The 17,619-nt window shown below is 60.8% G+C and carries 15 protein-coding genes; 8 read left to right on the top strand and 7 right to left on the bottom strand.

Annotated elements, in window-relative coordinates; translation table 11 throughout:
• The first annotated feature begins 30 nt into the window (after positions 1–30).
• The 7 genes from purM to BMH52_RS11515 all read left to right on the top strand — a co-directional run bounded on the left by purM (position 31) and on the right by BMH52_RS11515 (position 8,458).
• The gene (purM, locus tag BMH52_RS11545) at positions 31–1,089 is read left to right on the top strand and encodes a phosphoribosylformylglycinamidine cyclo-ligase (protein ID WP_014719398.1); all 1,059 of its coding nucleotides are present in this window, start codon (positions 31–33) and stop codon (positions 1,087–1,089) included.
• Entirely contained in the window at positions 1,089–1,739 is a 651-nt protein-coding gene (gene purN, locus BMH52_RS11540) for a phosphoribosylglycinamide formyltransferase (protein ID WP_003193061.1), read from the top strand. Before purM ends, purN begins: the two co-directional genes overlap by 1 nt.
• Positions 1,740–1,747: 8 nt before the next feature.
• Positions 1,748–2,461, top strand: coding sequence for a DUF3108 domain-containing protein (locus tag BMH52_RS11535; RefSeq protein ID WP_014719399.1), 714 nt, complete (start codon positions 1,748–1,750; stop codon positions 2,459–2,461).
• A gap of 363 nt (positions 2,462–2,824) precedes the next feature.
• A complete protein-coding gene (locus tag BMH52_RS11530; RefSeq protein WP_003193064.1) occupies positions 2,825–3,013 on the top strand; it encodes a hypothetical protein in 189 nt (62 codons plus the stop codon).
• A 186-nt stretch (positions 3,014–3,199) separates the two neighbouring features.
• A complete protein-coding gene (locus BMH52_RS11525) occupies positions 3,200–5,125 on the top strand; it encodes an IucA/IucC family siderophore biosynthesis protein (protein ID WP_073843752.1) in 1,926 nt (641 codons plus the stop codon).
• Complete coding sequence (locus BMH52_RS11520; RefSeq protein ID WP_019820433.1) at positions 5,115–6,341, top strand: MFS transporter; 1,227 nt, start codon at positions 5,115–5,117, stop codon at positions 6,339–6,341. The genes BMH52_RS11525 and BMH52_RS11520 overlap by 11 nt, the downstream gene beginning before the upstream one ends.
• Positions 6,338–8,458, top strand: coding sequence for a TonB-dependent receptor (locus tag BMH52_RS11515; protein ID WP_032903118.1), 2,121 nt, complete (start codon positions 6,338–6,340; stop codon positions 8,456–8,458). Before BMH52_RS11520 ends, BMH52_RS11515 begins: the two co-directional genes overlap by 4 nt.
• A 60-nt stretch (positions 8,459–8,518) precedes the next feature.
• Here BMH52_RS11515 and BMH52_RS11510 read toward each other — a convergent pair whose 3' ends face one another.
• The 7 genes from BMH52_RS11510 to BMH52_RS11480 form a co-directional block, all read right to left on the bottom strand.
• Positions 8,519–9,064 carry a DUF2058 domain-containing protein gene (locus tag BMH52_RS11510; RefSeq protein WP_014719402.1) on the bottom strand — a complete coding sequence of 182 codons (546 nt, stop codon included), beginning with the start codon at positions 9,062–9,064 and terminating at the stop codon, positions 8,519–8,521.
• Between the two features lie 25 nt (positions 9,065–9,089).
• A complete protein-coding gene (gene mazG / locus BMH52_RS11505) occupies positions 9,090–9,923 on the bottom strand; it encodes a nucleoside triphosphate pyrophosphohydrolase (RefSeq protein WP_014719403.1) in 834 nt (277 codons plus the stop codon).
• A 154-nt stretch (positions 9,924–10,077) separates the two neighbouring features.
• Positions 10,078–12,321 (bottom strand): GTP diphosphokinase, encoded by a 2,244-nt coding sequence (gene relA, locus BMH52_RS11500; RefSeq protein WP_005790193.1) that lies wholly within the window; start codon positions 12,319–12,321, stop codon positions 10,078–10,080.
• A 120-nt stretch (positions 12,322–12,441) separates the two neighbouring features.
• The gene (gene rlmD, locus BMH52_RS11495; protein WP_073843750.1) at positions 12,442–13,794 is read right to left on the bottom strand and encodes a 23S rRNA (uracil(1939)-C(5))-methyltransferase RlmD; all 1,353 of its coding nucleotides are present in this window, start codon (positions 13,792–13,794) and stop codon (positions 12,442–12,444) included.
• On the bottom strand, positions 13,794–14,696 hold the full coding sequence (gene cysM, locus BMH52_RS11490) for a cysteine synthase CysM (protein WP_073843748.1): 903 nt from the start codon (positions 14,694–14,696) through the stop codon (positions 13,794–13,796). Before cysM ends, rlmD begins: the two co-directional genes overlap by 1 nt.
• Before the next feature lie 105 nt (positions 14,697–14,801).
• Entirely contained in the window at positions 14,802–15,401 is a 600-nt protein-coding gene (locus BMH52_RS11485; protein WP_014719405.1) for a tRNA-uridine aminocarboxypropyltransferase, read from the bottom strand.
• Positions 15,402–15,408: 7 nt separating this feature from the next.
• The gene (locus BMH52_RS11480; protein ID WP_014719406.1) at positions 15,409–16,302 is read right to left on the bottom strand and encodes a LysR family transcriptional regulator; all 894 of its coding nucleotides are present in this window, start codon (positions 16,300–16,302) and stop codon (positions 15,409–15,411) included.
• A gap of 303 nt (positions 16,303–16,605) precedes the next feature.
• Between BMH52_RS11480 and speB the strand changes: the two genes are divergently transcribed.
• On the top strand, positions 16,606–17,556 hold the full coding sequence (gene speB / locus BMH52_RS11475) for an agmatinase (RefSeq protein ID WP_014719407.1): 951 nt from the start codon (positions 16,606–16,608) through the stop codon (positions 17,554–17,556).
• Positions 17,557–17,619 lie beyond the last annotated feature (63 nt).

Genomic DNA, 17,619 nt, shown 5'->3' with positions numbered 1-17,619 from the left:
ACCCAGAAATCCCCCCTACAGGCCTGGATCATGAGCAAGCAACCCTCCCTGAGCTACAAGGACGCCGGTGTAGACATCGACGCCGGTGAAGCATTGGTCGAACGCATCAAGAGCGTCGCCAAGCGCACTGCGCGCCCTGAAGTCATGGGTGGCCTGGGCGGTTTTGGCGCCCTCTGCGAAATCCCGGCCGGCTACAAGCAGCCTGTACTGGTGTCCGGCACCGACGGCGTGGGCACCAAGCTGCGTCTGGCCCTGAACCTGAACAAGCACGACAGCATCGGCATCGATCTGGTCGCCATGTGCGTCAACGACCTGGTGGTGTGCGGCGCCGAGCCGTTGTTCTTCCTCGACTACTACGCCACCGGCAAGCTCAATGTCGAGACCGCGACCCAGGTCGTAACCGGCATCGGTGCTGGCTGCGAACTGTCGGGCTGCTCCCTGGTCGGCGGTGAAACCGCTGAAATGCCAGGCATGTACGAAGGCGAAGACTACGACCTGGCCGGCTTCTGCGTCGGCGTGGTGGAAAAAGCCGAGATCATCGACGGCTCCAAAGTAGCCGCTGGTGACGCCCTGCTCGCCCTGCCATCGTCCGGCCCGCACTCCAACGGCTACTCGCTGATCCGCAAGATCATCGAAGTGTCCGGCGCCGACATCGAGAACATCCAGCTCGACGGTAAGCCACTGACCGACCTGCTGATGGCGCCGACCCGCATCTACGTCAAGCCACTGCTCAAGCTGATCAAGGACACCGGCGCCGTCAAGGCCATGGCCCACATCACCGGTGGCGGCCTGCTGGACAACATCCCGCGCGTACTGCCAAAAGGCGCCCAGGCGATTGTCGACGTAGCCAGCTGGCAGCGCCCGGCTGTCTTCGATTGGCTGCAGGAAAAAGGCAACGTCAACGAAACCGAAATGCACCGCGTGCTCAACTGCGGCGTGGGCATGGTGATCTGCGTTGCGCAGGAACACGTTGAAACCGCACTGAACGTGCTGCGTGAAGCCGGCGAGCAACCTTGGGTCATTGGCCAGATCGCCACTGCCGCCGAAGGCGCAGCCCAGGTTGAACTGAAGAACCTCAAGGCTCACTGATGCCCCAGACCTGTGATGTCGTGGTGCTGCTTTCCGGCACCGGCAGTAACTTGCAGGCCCTGATCGACAGCACGCGCACCGGCGACAGCCCGGTGCGCATCGCTGCGGTGATTTCCAACCGCAGCGACGCCTACGGTCTGCAACGCGCCCGTGACGCGGGTATCGATACTCGCTCCCTGGATCACAAGGCGTTCGACGGTCGCGAGGCCTTCGACAGCGCCTTGATCGAACTGATCGACGCCTTCAACCCCAAACTCGTGGTCCTTGCCGGTTTCATGCGCATCCTCAGCGCAGATTTCGTCCGGCACTACGAAGGACGCCTGCTCAATATCCACCCTTCCCTGCTGCCCAAGTACAAAGGCATGCACACCCACCAGCGCGCCCTCGACGCCGGCGACAGTGAGCATGGCTGCAGCGTGCACTTTGTGACCGAGGAACTCGATGGCGGGCCTCTGGTCGTACAGGCAGTGGTTCCGGTAGAGTCAGGCGACTCGGCGCAGACGCTTGCGCAACGGGTTCATACCCAGGAACACAGGATTTACCCGCTGGCTGTTCGCTGGTTTGCCGAAGGACGGTTGATTCTTGGCGACCAGGGTGCATTATTGGACGGCCAGTTACTCGCGGCCAGCGGCCACTTGATTCGAACCTAGGAGATTTTATGCGTCGCGCCCTGCTTTTCGCTTTTGCGCTGTTCGCTTTGCCTGCCGTACAAGCGGCAGACCTTCACCCCTTCTCCGTCAGCTACACCGCCGACTGGAAACAACTGCCCATGAGCGGTTCGGCTGAACGCAGCCTGAGCAAGAATGGCGACGGTACCTGGACCTTGAATTTCAAGGCCTCGATGATGATTGCCAGCTTGACCGAAACCAGCGTGATCCTGTTCGACAAGGACACCCTGCAACCCAAGAGCTACAGCTTCGAACGCGGCGGCCTGGGCAAGGCGAAGAAGATCAACCTGGACTTCGACCAGAGCGCTAAAAAAGTCACCGGCTTTGAAAACAAAGACCCGGTCAATGTCACTCTCGAAAGCGGCATGCTCGACAAGTCCACCTACCAGCTTGCTCTGCAACGCGATGTTGCCGCCGGCAAGAAGAGCATGAGCTACCGCGTGGTTGAGGGTACTGATACCGATACCTACGACTTCCGCGTGATCGGCTCGGAAAAGGTCCAGACCAAGGTCGGTTCGATCGACGCGATCAAGGTCGAGCGCGTGCGCGACCCGTCGCAGAGCAAGCGCATCACCCAGATGTGGTTTGCCAAGGACCAGGGCGGCATCCTGGTTGCCCTGCGTCAGGTCGAGACTGACGGCAAGGAATACAACATCATGCTGCAGGATGGCACCGTTGACGGTAAGGCTGTCAAAGGCAGCTGATTGCTGATGCACCGGAAAAGAGCCTCGCTGAATGCGGGGCTTTTTTTGCCTGGGATTTTTCGGGGACGCCACTCCCGCTATCGCATGCAAGCCAGCTCCCACAGTGGAATGCATTCCAAGGTGGGAGCTGGCTTGCCTGCGATAGCGGGGCCGAGGTCAACCTAGCCGACCTGAACATGAAACTTTTGTCATAAAGCCGCTGCGCTGGCGACGCAATGCCTTGGTTTACAAGGCCTGCAGCATTGTTGCGTTCCCCGCAATGAATTATTGCGCGCAAAATCAGTTTACTTAGCAAGCTAACAAATCATATAACAGAGGCCTGCGACGACTTGCCGCAGATCAACCAGAGATTGGAGCAAGCAGATGACTGTAAAAGTAACTGAACGCGACGATGAACATATGTCCCATGAAGCAGTAGGCCACGGGATTCACATCTGGGATGTCCATCAGCAAGACGTATTGGTCGGCATGTTTCACAACGAGAGCGACGCCCACAACTATAAAAACGAGCTCGAAACTCTCGAACTGCAACGCCAGGCAAAAAGCTCCTGAAGCTCTGAAATCATGTGGACGCCCGGCCCACGCAGCCGGGCCGTTTACGAGAAACCGCGCCTTTGGAGCGCGGTTTTTTTGTCAATAATCGCCATAAATTAATGTAACAAAAACACACACAAATAATGATTCTCGATATCATTCGTTCGCTTTTCATTCAGGCTCACGAATCAGGGAATCAATTAGATGCATGGAAATAGCAGCAAGCCAGAAAACGCGTTACTGGAACGCTGGAGCGAAGCACTTGCCACTGCGCAATTTCAGGCCAGCCACGTCAGCCTCCAAGCCCTGATCAATACGCTGGCACCCGCCGCCGAACGTAGCTTCCAACGCCTGATCCAAGCATTGTTTCGTGAAAGCCTGCTGGACTCCAGCACGCTCATTTATGACGAACATGGGCAATGCTCGCTGACACTGCCTTGCCAAGCCCGACTACGTTTCGAACATTTGCGTCCTGGCCGCATGGCAAGCTGGGACCTGCGCGGCGAAGTCATCCTGTTGCGCGAAAGCCAGCCCGAACAGAAAATCCAATTCCCCTCACAATTGTTGACGTTACTTAACGCCAGCCTTGAGTCGCCTGCTGACCGGGAAGTGCTCAACCGCCTCAACGTCGAGATCGACGACAGCTTCATCAACGACACCTTGTGCCTGGCCTTCCATGAGCAATGGACGCTCAAGCTGCATGCGTCAATGGAACCGGTGTATCAAGACAATCTCCTCAGTCACCTCAAGAACAGCCCGAGCGTTATCAACCCGACTTCCGTGCTTGAACAATGGGGAACACTGGGTCACCCATGGCACCCCAACTACAAGACCAAGCTAGGCCTGAATACCGAGCAAGTCATCGACTACTCGCCGGAATTCGAAGCACGCTTTCCGGTATTGCTGTGCGCGCTGCATCGCCAATTTGCCCATGTCGAAAAGTTGGCCGGTACCGCCGATTACTGGCAGTGGTGGAGCGAGCACTTCCCGCAAGCGGCACAGCAATTGACCGCAGTCCTGCAAGCACAGGGCCTTCAGGCAGGCGATTATCTGCCATTGCCCTCCCACCCTTGGCAGGCACGCCAGGAACTGCCCCAACTGTTCGCCAACGAAATCGGCGACAAACTGCTGGTGCTGACCGATATCGTCGCGTTTACCGCCCACCCCACCATGTCATTCAGAACCGTATTGCCTGAAGGGCGTTGCGATGCGCCTATGGTCAAACTGCCCGTGTCGCTGCGACTGACCAGCGTGCAGCGCACCGTCTCACCGCGCTCAGCGCGCATGGGCCCACGGATCAGCCATTTGCTGCTGGCCATTCTGGAGCGCGAGCCTGCGATTCAGAAAATCCTCAGCATCGTTCCCGAGCGTATCGGTGTGCATTTCAAGCCACAGCCGGCCAATGACGAGCACTCCCGCCACCTGGCGGTGCTCTATCGCGACAATCCCCATAGCCAGCTCCAGCCCGGGGAAATGGCCGTGCCGGTGGGCAGCCTGTTTGCCATTGATCAACACGGCCAGCCGCTGCTGCGCCAATGGGTGCGCCTGAGCCAAGGCAAGGATGACGCGGCGGCCATGCTCGCCTTCTTCCATGAGTACGCGGCGATCAGTGTGCCGGCGCTGCTGGGCATGTATTTGCGCTACGGCGTTGCATTCGAGGCCCATCAGCAGAACTCCTTTATGGTCATGGCCGCAGACGGGCAATTGAGCCGCCTGCTGTTACGCGATTTCGGCGATATCCGTATCGACCGCAAAACCTTGCACGCCCACGGCCTGGACATTGAACTGCACGACCCGAAGATGACGCTGTACGACGACGCAGGTTTCGTAAGGGACAAGCTGCTGCACACCGTATTCATGTGCCATCTGGGCGAGCTCATCCTGCTTGCCGCGCGCCACTTCGACATCCCCCAGGCGCTGCTCTGGAATGAACTGTCGGCTCAGGTCAGCCAGTGTTTTGACGACCTGCGCTCGCAGGTTGATCCGCAGCGCTGGGCCACCGAGCGCGAAGCACTGCTGGAGCACGCGTGGCCGGCCAAGTCGTTCATGCGCATGCGTCTGCTGGAGAGTCATGCCGATATCGTCGGGCGCCTGCCCAACCCGTTGAGCGCGGCCGCCAATGCCGACTAACAACACAGCGCTGCGGCTGCTGGTGGTGATTCAGTTGGTGTCGATGGGGGCGATGGAAATGAGCGGACCGTTCTGGCCGCTGCAAATCCAGACGCTGTTGGGCGTTGCCAATGCTCAGTACACCGGCCTGCTGTCTTCGCTGGTGTATGCCGGGCCGATGATGGCAGCGATGATCCTCACGCCCATGTGGGGGAAGCTGGGCGACCGTACCGGCCATAAGCCCATGATCATCCGCGCGTTGCTGGCACTGGCGGTGTGTCAGGCGCTGGCTGCGATAACGCCTGATCCGTGGTGGCTGGTGGTCATCCGCGTGGTGCAAGGTGCGTTGGCCGGCTTCATTGCAGCTGCCCAAGCCTACGCACTGGCCTGCTGCGGCGACGGCGGACGGGGTCACATTCTTGCCAGGCTGCAATCAGCCACTGCCGTAGGCTCCCTGGCCGGGCCGGTATTGGGCGGCTGGCTCATGGACATATCCGGTTTCGCATTGCTGTGCTACAGCGCCACCGCCGTCTGCCTGTTGTGCGCGATAATCAGCGCGTTCTTGCCCAGCGACTCACCACGATCCAGACCTGCCCGCCCATCGAAGCCTGTCGCACTGCCCAAAGGCTGGCTTGGCGCGATGTTGGGAATCATCGTATTGATCCAGGCAGCCAGGATGATGCCGCAACCGTTTTACGCTTTATATGTTGCCGAGGTTTTGCAGGCGCCCGCGTGGCTGATCGGCGCCAGCTATGGCGCCAGCGCCTTGACCCTGGCACTGTCTGCGCCGTTATGGGGCCGCCTGTTCGATCGACATCAGCCAGCACATACGCTGCGCATCATCGAATGGGTCACCTGGGCCTGCGCCCTCACGCTGGCCTGCACGGCGCTGGCCAGTGAATGGTTGGGGTTCATCGCCAGCCGGTTGCTGTGGGGCGTGTGGCAGGGAGCTTTGCTGCCCGTGGCCTACACGCTGATCGCCAATACCGTCGCGTCCAGCCAGCAGGGTTTTGCCCTGGGCATGGGTAACAGCGCCGCCAAAGCAGGTGCGCTGTGCGGCGCCTTGATAGGCGGTATCGGCATGGGGTGGGTGGGCCTGGCGCACAGCTTCTGGCTGGTCGCACTGACCTATGCATTGGCCGCAGTGAGTATCCGCGCGATCCGTTCATATACGCGAGCGCCTGAGACACCCGATTTTTCTGTCAATACTTCTAATAACTCTGAGACAAACCCATGAATAAATCGCAATTGGCCGTTCTGCTGCCGCTTCTCGGCTCGATGAGTGCGCCCGCCTGGGCCGATCAGACAGAACAGACACAGGCAGCCCCGACCAGCCTGCAATTACAGGCAACAGTCGTATCGGCCACGCGCAGCGAAACCAGCATTGCGCAGATTCCAGGCTCAGTGCAGGTGATCAATGAAGCGCAAATCCGCCAGCAGACCGGGGCAGGACGTCGGGTCGCCGATATCCTCGGCCAACTGGTGCCTGGCATTGCCCCTTCCAGCGGCGGCATGAGCAACTTCGGCCAGACGCTTCGCGGGCGTAATACCCTGATCCTGATCGATGGGGTTTCACAAAACGCCACGCGCGATAACTTCCGCCAGCTCAACAGCGTGGCACCGGAAAGCATCGAGCGTATCGAAGTGATCTCCGGTGCCAGCAGTGTCTACGGCGCAGGCGCATCGGGCGGCATCATCAACATCATCACCAAACGCAACCAAGGTGAAGACCTGGCGTTCAGCAGCAAGATCGGCATGACCGCCGGTAACAACCTCAGCCACAAGGGGTTCGCTTACCAGGCGTTCCAAAGCGCCACCGGGCGCAAGGGCCCGGTGGACTGGTACCTCTCGGGCAACACCGTGCAGCGCAACGATCAGTTCGACGGTAATGGCAAGCGCATTCCCCAGGACACGTCCCAGGGCAGCAACATGGACACCGATACCTACGACCTGCAAGGTCGCTTCGGCTATGAGCTTGATGACGACAAGAAGATCAGCCTGTCGCTGCAAGACTACAAGGACGAACAAGACACCCGCTACACCAAGAACCCCCGCATCACCAGCAACGCAGTCGCCGTAAAAGGCCTGGACCTAGGCGACCAACCCTACACCCACAACCAGGCGGTCAACCTCAACTACGCCGACAAGGATTTCTACGGCCAGGGCCTGCAGATCGAAAGCTACTGGCGGCGGGCCGACGCCCTGTTCTTTCCAGACCTGTCCCGAGGCCGGGCAGGCGTGTCAGATAACAACAGCGTGCAGGACGTCTACGGCCTGCGTGCGGCGATCGAGACCCAGATGCCGGACATCGGCCCGGCAACGGGCAACCTGGTATGGGGCGCGGACTACGACCATGAAACCTCACGCCAGCGTGGCGACCAATACCGGGTCAATGGCCTGACCTACACGAAAACCGGTACCACGTTCGAACTGGGTCCAGATATCGAGACCACCACCAAAGCCATCTTTGGCCAGCTCTCCTACGACATCGACAACTGGACCTTGCGCGGTGGCGTACGTCGCGAATGGATTGAGAGTAAAGTCTCCGACAGCATCGCGTATGGCGAAATCGTCCAGACCGGCAACCGCGCGACACTGCCCGGCGGCACGCTCAAATACGATGACACGCTGTATAACCTCGGTGCGGTGTACCACCTGACCGACAACCAGGATGTGTTCGTCAACTTCAGCCAGGGCTTTTCCCTACCGGATATCCAGCGCTTCCTGCGTGACGTGAACAGCAAATACGATATCCAGGACCTCAATGCCCAGGCCTTGAAGGTCGACAGTTACGAGCTGGGCTGGCGTGGCGACTGGGACAAGTGGCAGGCCAGTGTCACCGCGTACGAAAACACCTCGGATGTCACGCAGTTCTATGATGCCAATGATCGTGTGCTGCGCCTGATCAATCAGAAAGAACGCGTACGTGGCGTCGAAACCGGCCTGACCTATAACATCAGCGACCAATGGTCCGTCGGCGGTACTTACGCTTACGCCAAAGGCGAGACCCAGCAGAACGGCAAGTGGATCGACCTGCCTGCCACCCGCATCTCCCCCGCCAAGACCACAGCCTTTGTCGGCTATGAGCGTGACGACTACAGCCTGCGCTTGCAGGGTATGCGCCTGGCCAATTATGACGCGGCGGCCAAAGACAACAACGGCCGCGATATCCAGGGCTACACCCTGGTCGACTTGCTGGGCTCGGTAAGGCTACCGGTAGGCCGCCTCGAAGGTGCGGTGTACAACCTCACGAACCGCAACTACCAGAACATGTTCGCCCAGGCCAACGCCCGCGCACCGTACCCGAATGCCGAAGGTCGTACCTTCAGCCTGAGTTACGCAGTGGATTGGTAACAGGCTGCACGCTTAAAACACAAACCCCGCCGTTTGGCGGGGTTTGTCGTTTCTAGCGGCTTACCACATCAGATCATCAGGGATCTGGTAAGCGGCGTACGGATCGTCTTCATCCGGCACCTGGCTTTCGGTGAGGATGTTGAGCTGCACGATACGCTCCGGAGCACGCTCCTGGATTTTGAGCGCCGCTTCGCGCGGGATCACCTCGTAGCCGCCACCGTGGTGCACGATCGCCAGGGAGCCGTTGCTCAGCTTGTTGCGCATCAGCGTGTTGACCGACAGGCGCTTGACCTTCTTGTCATCGACGAAGTTGTAGTAGTCCTCGGTGGTCAGCTTGGGCAGGCGCGAGGTCTCGATCAGTTGCTTGACCTGGGCGGTACGCGCCTTGGCCTCGGCTTTTTCCTGCTGCTGACGGTTCAGCTCCTGGTCACGCTTGACCTTCTCGGCGTGTGCCTCAGCGGCCAGGCGCGCCTGAGTATCATCGACTTCGGCCTGGCCCTTGTGGACCAGGCGCTGCTGTTTCTGCTTCTCTTTGCCGACCTGTTTGGCCTGCTTTTGGTTGACCAGACCTGCTTTGAGCAACTGGTCGCGAAGGGAAAGGCTCATGGTGCTTACTCACTTAGGCAGCTGCTCAACCGCAGCTGGACACATTCTTTTCCTGGCGTTTGGCTTCGCCCCACAGGGCGTCCAACTCTTCGAGGGTGCAATCTTCTATGGGTTGGTGCGTATCGCGCAATGCCTGTTCGATAAATCGGAAACGTCGTTCGAACTTGGCATTGGCACCGCGCAAGGCGGTTTCCGGGTCGACCTTGAGGTGACGGGCCAGGTTGACCGCGGCAAACAGCAGGTCGCCGACTTCATCGGCGATGGCTGCCGAGTCGTTATCGGCCATGGCTTCGAGCACTTCGTCCAACTCTTCGCGCACGTTATCCACCACCGGCAACGCGGACGGCCAGTCGAAACCGACCTGGCTGGCGCGCTTTTGTAATTTGGCCGCACGGGATAACGACGGTAAGGCGGTGGGCACATCATCGAGCAGGGAGAGTTGCTCGGGAGCGTCGGACTTTTCTGCGCGCTCCTCAGCTTTGATCTGCTCCCAGCGTTCCTTGACCTGTTCTTCGCTCAACTGCGGGATATCCAGCGGTGCGTACAGGTCGCCGGTTGGGAACACGTGAGGATGCCGGCGAATCAACTTACGGGTGATGCCGTCGATCACGCCGGCAAATTCGAAGCGCCCTTCTTCCCGCGCCAGTTGGCTGTAATACACCACTTGGAACAGCAGGTCGCCCAACTCACCTTGCAGGTGATCGAAATCGCCGCGCTCGATGGCGTCGGCCACTTCATAGGCCTCCTCCAGCGTGTGCGGGACGATGGTCGCGTAGGTTTGCTTGATGTCCCACGGGCAGCCGTATTGCGGGTCGCGCAGGCGGCTCATCAGGTGCAGCAGGTCTTCGAGTGAATACATCGTATCTCTTTCCGCTGAAAATCCAATGTGGGAGCTGGCTTGCCTGCGATGCTCGCGACTCGGTGCTTCAGTTAAACCGAGGTGATGCTATCGCAGGCAAGCCAGCTCCCACATGAAGCAGCTAACACAATTCAGTTCGCGCCCATCCAGCTATTCATGGGGTGCGGTTGCGCCGGGTTTCGATGATGTTCGGCAACTGGGAAATCCGCCCCAGCAACCGTCCCAGTGCGTCCAACCCCGGAATCTCGATGGTCAGGGACATCAACGCAGTGTTGTCTTCCTTGTTCGAACGGGTGTTGACCGCCAGCACGTTGATCCGCTCGTTGAGCAGCACTTGCGAGACGTCACGCAGCAAGCCGGAACGGTCGTAGGCACGGATGATAATGTCCACCGGATACGTGAGCACCGGCACCGGCCCCCAGCTGACCTGGATGATCCGCTCCGGTTCGCGCCCGCCCAACTGCAGCACCGAGGCGCAGTCCTGGCGGTGAATGCTCACGCCACGGCCCTGGGTGATGTAGCCGACAATGGCGTCGCCCGGCAACGGCTGGCAGCAGCCGGCCATTTGCGTCATCAGGTTGCCCACGCCCTGGATCTGGATATCGCCACGCTTGCCCGGCTTGTAGCCAGTGGCTTTGCGCGGGATCAGCTCCAGCTGTTCGTTGCCGCGCTCAGGCTCGACCAGTTGCTGGGCCAGGTTGACCAGTTGCGCCAGGCGCAGGTCGCCCGCGCCGAGGGCGGCAAACATGTCTTCGGCGATCTTCATGTTGGCCTTTTCGGCCAGCTTGTCGAAGTCCACCTGAGGCAGGCCCAGGCGCGCCAGTTCGCGTTCAAGCAAGGTCTTGCCGGCGGCGACGTTCTGGTCACGCGCCTGTAGCTTGAACCAGTGGACGATCTTCGCCCGCGCCCGCGAAGTGGTGATGTAACCCAGGTTCGGGTTCAGCCAGTCGCGGCTCGGCGTACCGTGCTTGCTGGTGATGATCTCGACCTGTTCACCGGTTTGCAGGCTGTAGTTGAGCGGCACGATGCGCCCGTTGATCTTGGCGCCGCGGCAGTTATGCCCGATTTCGGTGTGCACGCGGTAGGCAAAGTCCAGCGGCGTGGCGCCCTTGGGCAAGTCGATGGCGTGGCCGTCAGGCGTGAAGATATAGACCCGGTCCGGCTCGATATCCACCCGCAGTTGCTCGGCCAGGCCGCCGATGTCGCCGAGTTCTTCGTGCCATTCCAGCACTTGGCGCAGCCAGGAGATCTTCTCTTCGTACTGGTTGGACCCGGCCTTGACGTCGGTGCCCTTGTAGCGCCAGTGCGCGCACACCCCCAGCTCGGCCTCTTCGTGCATGGCGTGGGTGCGGATCTGCACTTCCAGCACCTTGCCTTCAGGGCCGATCACGGCGGTGTGCAGCGAGCGGTAGCCGTTTTCCTTGGGGTTGGCGATATAGTCGTCAAATTCCTTGGGGATGTGGCGCCACAGGGTGTGGACGATACCCAGCGCGGTGTAGCAGTCGCGCATTTCCGGCACCAGCACGCGCACCGCACGCACGTCGTAGATCTGGCTGAAGGCCAGGCCCTTGCGCTGCATTTTGCGCCAGATGGAATAGATGTGCTTGGCGCGGCCGCTGATGTCCGCGTCCACGCCGGTGGCCTGCAGCTCCGAACGCAACTGGCCCATCACGTCGCTGATAAAGCGCTCGCGGTCCAGGCGCCGCTCATGCAGCAGCGTGGCGATCTGTTTGTACTGGTCAGGTTCCAGGTAGCGGAAGGACAAATCCTCCAGCTCCCACTTGATATGGCCGATGCCCAGGCGATGGGCCAGCGGCGCGTAGATGTCGAAGACTTCGCGGGCCACACGGTTGCGCTTTTCGTCATCGGCGGTCTTCACCGCACGGATCGCGCAGGTACGCTCGGCCAGCTTGATCAGGGCGACGCGTACGTCGTCGACCATCGCTACCAGCATTTTGCGCAGGTTCTCTACCTGGCCCTGGGTGCCCAGCACCATCGACTGCCGCGGGCTGAGGCTGGCGCTAATGGCCGCCATGCGCAGCACGCCGTCGATCAGCTTGGCCACCACCGAACCGAAACGCTGGCCAACGGTGGCCAACGGAATATGCCCTTCGCGTACGCCGCGATAGAGCACGGCGGCGATCAGCGAATCCTGGTCCAGCTTGAGATCGGCCAGGATCTCGGCGATTTCCAGGCCAGTGCGAAAACTTGAGGTGCCTTCGGCCCACAGGTTCTTGGCCGCATTGTCTTGCTGTTCAGACTCACGAGCGAACTCGCAGGCTGCTTTCAAGGCTTCACGGTCCAGTGCCGGGTCGACACTGACGGCATGATCCAGCCATGCCTCGAGATTGATACTGCCGTCGGTGTTGATCGGCTGGTGTGCTCTCACCTGTACCATCTTGCTTACCTTCCCTACGACGCACCTTCGATGCGCCAAAATCATCGCCGACTTTACTGCGAGCTCCGTGGCAGTGTTCAGGCCCTGGAGAACGCAGGCCAGTCGGATTAAACGGGCATCCTAGCCCGCTTCAAATAACGCCATGGCCTCGACATGCGCGGTCTGCGGAAACATGTCGAGGATCCCGGCACGCTTTAGCCGGTAGCCTTGCTTGACCAACTCAACCGTGTCCCGCGCCAGCGTGGCTGGGTTGCAGGACACATACACCAGGCGCTTGGCCCCCAAGGCGGCGAGTTTGCGCACAACCTCCAGGGCACCATCGCGGGGTGGGTCCAAGAGTACCGCAGAAAAGCCCTGTTTGGCCCATTCTGCGTCGGTCAAAGGCTGGGACAAATCGGCCTGAAAAAACTGTGCGTTATGCAAATGGTTGCTGACGGCATTGAGGGCCGCACGGTCCACCATGGCCTGTACGCCCTCCACCGCCACCACTTCGCGTACGTGGCGAGCCAGTGGCAGGGCGAAATTGCCCAGGCCGCAAAACAGGTCCAGTACCCGTTCGTCGGCTTGTGGCGCCAGCCATTGCAGCGCTTGGGCGACCATCGCCTGATTGACCCCGGCGTTGACCTGCACAAAGTCGCCCGGACGGTACGCCAGCTCCAGATCCCACGCCTCCAAACGGAAGCCCAGGGCCTGACCCGGCTCGACGGGCTCCGGCTGCCCTTCCCCGTGCAGCCACAATTGGGCGTCATGGAAGGTGCAGAATTCCTTGAGGATCTGCAGGTCAGTCTCGGACAACGGCGCCATATGCCGCAGCAACACGGCGATGGACGAGCCGCTGAACAACTCGACATGCCCCAACCCCTGCGGTTTGCTCAAGCGACGCAGCATCGTTGGCAAACGCTGCATGATCGGTTGCAAGGCCTGTACCAGCACCGGGCAATCATCGATAGCGACGATGTCCTGACTGGCCACGGCGCGAAAACCCACTTCGAGTTGCTTCGCCTTGGCGTCCCAACGCACGGCTACGCGGGCGCGGCGCCGATAACCGAACTCCGGCCCGCTCAACGGCGCGGCCCACTCTTGCGGTTCGACACCTGCCACCCGCGACAGTTGCTCGGCGAGCATGCGCTGTTTCAGGGCAAGTTGCTGGTCGTGAGGCAGATGCTGCACGCTGCAGCCGCCACAGCGGCCAACATGAGCGCAGGGCGCAGGGCGCCGCAGCTCACTCGCCTGGAACACCCGCTCGGTGCGCGCCTCGACCACTTTGCCATGGGCGCCCAACAACCGTGCTTCCACCTCTTCGCCGGCCAACGCACCATTCACAAACCAGGTGCGGCCTTCAAAGAACACGATGCCTCGGCCATCATTGGCCAGGCGCTCGATGGTCAGGCGTTGTTTCTTGCCCACCGGGATCTGCGGGGCCCGGCTGCCGCCCGTTGGCTGGAAGCGCAAGCCTCTCTCGTGCTTGGCCATCAGTTGGGTTCGTCGAAAATGCCGGTCGACAGGTAACGGTCGCCTCGGTCACAGATGATCGCGACGATCACCGCGTTTTCCACTTCTTTGGACAAGCGCAACATACCGGCCACGGCGCCACCGGAGGACACGCCGCAGAAGATGCCTTCTTCACGGGCCAGGCGGCGCGTGGTGTCTTCGGCTTCGCGCTGGGCCATGTCGATGATGCGGTCTACCCGCGTGGCGTTGTAGATCTTCGGCAAATATTCTTCGGGCCAACGACGAATACCCGGGATGGCCGCGCCTTCCATCGGTTGCAGGCCGACGATCTGAATCGCTGGGTTCTGCTCCTTGAGGTAGCGCGAGTTGCCCATGATGGTACCGGTGGTGCCCATGGAGCTGACGAAGTGGGTGATGGTGCCCTGGGTCTGGCGCCAGATCTCCGGGCCGGTGCTGGTGTAGTGCGCCTCGGGGTTGTCGCCGTTGGCGAACTGATTGAGCACCACGCCACGGCCTTCGGCGGCCATGCGCTCGGCAAGATCGCGGGCGCCTTCCATGCCTTCTTCCTGAGTCACCAGGATCAGTTGGGCACCATAGGCGGTCATCGCCGCCTTGCGCTCGGCACTGCCGTTGTCGGGCATGATCAGCACCATCTTGTAACCCTTGATCGCTGCGGCCATGGCCAGGGCGATCCCGGTGTTACCGGAGGTGGCTTCGATCAGGGTGTCGCCGGGTTTGATCTGCCCACGCAACTCGGCGCGGGCGATCATCGACAGTGCCGGGCGGTCTTTGACGGAGCCGGCCGGGTTGTTGCCCTCGAGTTTGAGCAACAGGGTATTGCTGGTTTCACCCGCCATGCGTTGCAAGCGGACCAGGGGCGTGTTGCCGACACAATCGGCGATTGTTGGGTACTGCAAGGTCATGGCGTATTCGCAATCCAGACTGCGGGGCGCACATCATACCGGGAAAGGCCGGCGGGCCATATCACGCAAAGTGTGGTGCTTATGGCTTAAAGGCATAAGCCGGGTTTATGTCGGGTCGCCATGGTTGCGCTGGAATACTTCATCGCCCATCGCAGCAATCTGCCCTTCGATCAGCGCTTCAAAGGGTTTGAGCAGTGGCTCAAACGACGTCGGCGCTTCCAATACCTGCAACGCTTGCGTGATTGCTTCGACCGTCGACAAGGCGCCAGGCCCCGGCGCCTTGCGCAAGCGATAGCGGGAAACGCCGCCTTCGGCCAATGTCACCCGGGGCAACGCCGCCAGCAAGGGGTTGAGGTGCAGCAGTTTGCGCGCCTTGCGCCAGGTGCCATCGGGAACCACCAACAGCAGTGGCTGATCGTCAGGTGCGTAGGCGTGCAGCGGCTCGGCTTCATCCGCCGGAAACAACAGGCGTGCCCGATAGCCAGGCGGGTTCAATAGCGTCGCCAGGTCATCAAACACCTCCCCCACCACCAACTGCGCGTTGTTCAGGCCCAACGCCGCCAGCCGCGCAGTATTGAGCGCATGGCCGACCTCGCTCGGGTGCTGCAACACCAACACGCGGGTGCGGCTGTCGAGGTGGGGGATCAGCGCACACAGGCAGTGCGTGGTCGGGCGCAGGCAGCGCGGGCAATGGGGTCGGGACATGGTGTGTTCAGGCCTGGTTGAGCTGGGTCTTGAGCAAATCGCGGAAGGTCTGGATCAGGGGCTCGCGGCTGCGGCCACGGCGCATGATCAGCGAAAACGGCGCCTGGTAGCCGAAGGTGGCCGGCAGCAAAACGCGCAGGTCGCCCTTGTCAGCCCAGGCCTGGGCGTAGTGTTCGGGCAGGTAGCCAATATAAGCGCCCGACAGCACCAGAATCAGTTGCGCCTCCATACTTTCCACCGTGGCAGCGCTGTGCTTGAAGCCGTGGCGCGCCAGCTCGGCCTGGCTCCAGTAACCTCGCCCGACCATGCGTTGCTGGGTGATCACTTGTTCCGGGATGCGCCGCTCGTTGAACAATGGGTGCCGGTTGCTGCAATACAACCAGTGCTGTTCGCGGTACAGCGGCATGTAGACCAGCCCGCTCATACGGTTGGAGAACGCACCGATGGCCAGGTCCAGGCGATTGTCCTGGACCCCCAGTTGCAATTCGTAGGGGCTCATCACCGACAGGTGTAAATGCACTGCCGGGTGCTCCAGGCTGTAGGCGCCAATCACTTCGGCGAACGGCAAGGCCTTGTCGCTGACGGTGGAGTCGAGCACCCCGAGCTTGAGGGTGCCGCGCAATTCGCCTTTCAACGCAGCGGCGTATTGCTCGAAACCTTCGAGTTCGCCCAACAGGCGCAGGGTTTCCTGATGAAACAGCTCGCCCTTGCTGGTCAGGCTGAAGCCGCCACGGCCACGATGGCACAGCACCAGGCCCAAGGCTGACTCGAGTTGGCTCATGTAGGTGCTGATGGCCGACGTCGACAGGTTGAGCTCGTGCTGGGCGTTGGCAAACCCTTGGTGGCGCACGACGCTGACGAAGATGCGCAGGAGTTTCAGGTCGGGCAAGGCGTTGGCCATGGGGGCTCCAATGAAGCGTGACGCAGAGCATCACAGGATGCATCCCCACGCAGAGCGTGGGAACGATCAACTGTAGGAGCGAGCTTGCTCGCGAAAAACCTGAGAACGCCGCGTACATTCCGGATGTGCGCATCATCGTTGACGTTTTTCGCGAGCAAGCTCGCTCCTACAGAGACCATGGAGTTTACCCCAGGCTTTAGTTTAGAAAAATCTGAACTAAGTATTTGCCTCTGCCGATTCTTCCTAAGCCAGGCTTTTCGCAGAATCGGCCATCAATAAACAAAACAACGATGAGGCAATCCCGTGGACAAGATTTTCCACCAACCACTGGGCGGCAACGAAATGCCGCGCTTCGCCGGCATCGCCACCATGATGCGCCTTCCCCACCTGCAAACCGCCAAGGGCCTGGACGCCGCCTTCGTCGGCGTGCCTCTGGATATCGGCACCTCGCTGCGCGCCGGTACGCGCTTCGGCCCACGGGAAATCCGTGCCGAGTCGGTGATGATCCGCCCCTATAACATGGCCACCGGCGCTGCCCCCTTCGACTCATTGTCGGTGGCCGATATCGGCGACGTGGCGATCAATACCTTTAACCTGCTCGACGCGGTGCGCATCATCGAAGAAGCCTACGACGAGATCCTCGAGCACAACGTCATCCCCCTGACCCTGGGTGGCGACCACACCATCACCCTGCCGATCCTGCGGGCGATCCACAAAAAACATGGCAAGGTCGGGCTGGTGCACATCGACGCCCACGCCGACGTCAACGACCATATGTTCGGCGAGAAAATTGCCCACGGCACCACCTTCCGCCGCGCCGTGGAAGAGGGCTTGCTCGATTGCGACCGCGTGGTGCAGATCGGCCTGCGCGCCCAGGGGTATACCGCCGAAGACTTCAACTGGAGCCGCAAGCAAGGCTTCCGTGTGGTCCAGGCCGAAGAATGCTGGCATCACTCCCTCGCGCCGCTGATGGCCGAAGTGCGGGAAAAAGTCGGCGGCGGCCCGGTGTATCTGAGCTTTGACATCGACGGCATCGACCCCGCCTGGGCGCCCGGCACCGGCACCCCTGAAATCGGCGGGCTGACCACCATCCAGGCCATCGAAATCATCCGTGGCTGCCAGGGCCTCGATCTGATTGGTTGCGACCTGGTAGAAGTTTCGCCGCCTTACGACACCACCGGCAATACCTCGTTGCTGGGCGCCAACTTGCTGTACGAGATGCTCTGCGTACTGCCTGGCGTCGCGCATCGCTGATAAGGCGAATGCGCTGAGAACAATAAAAACCGCGTCTTCACACTCAGAACCAAGGGGATCGCA

This window comes from Pseudomonas sp. BTN1, from assembly GCF_001907715.1.
Lineage (GTDB): Bacteria > Pseudomonadota > Gammaproteobacteria > Pseudomonadales > Pseudomonadaceae > Aquipseudomonas > Aquipseudomonas paracarnis.
This window is presented reverse-complemented; position numbering and strand designations above follow the sequence as displayed.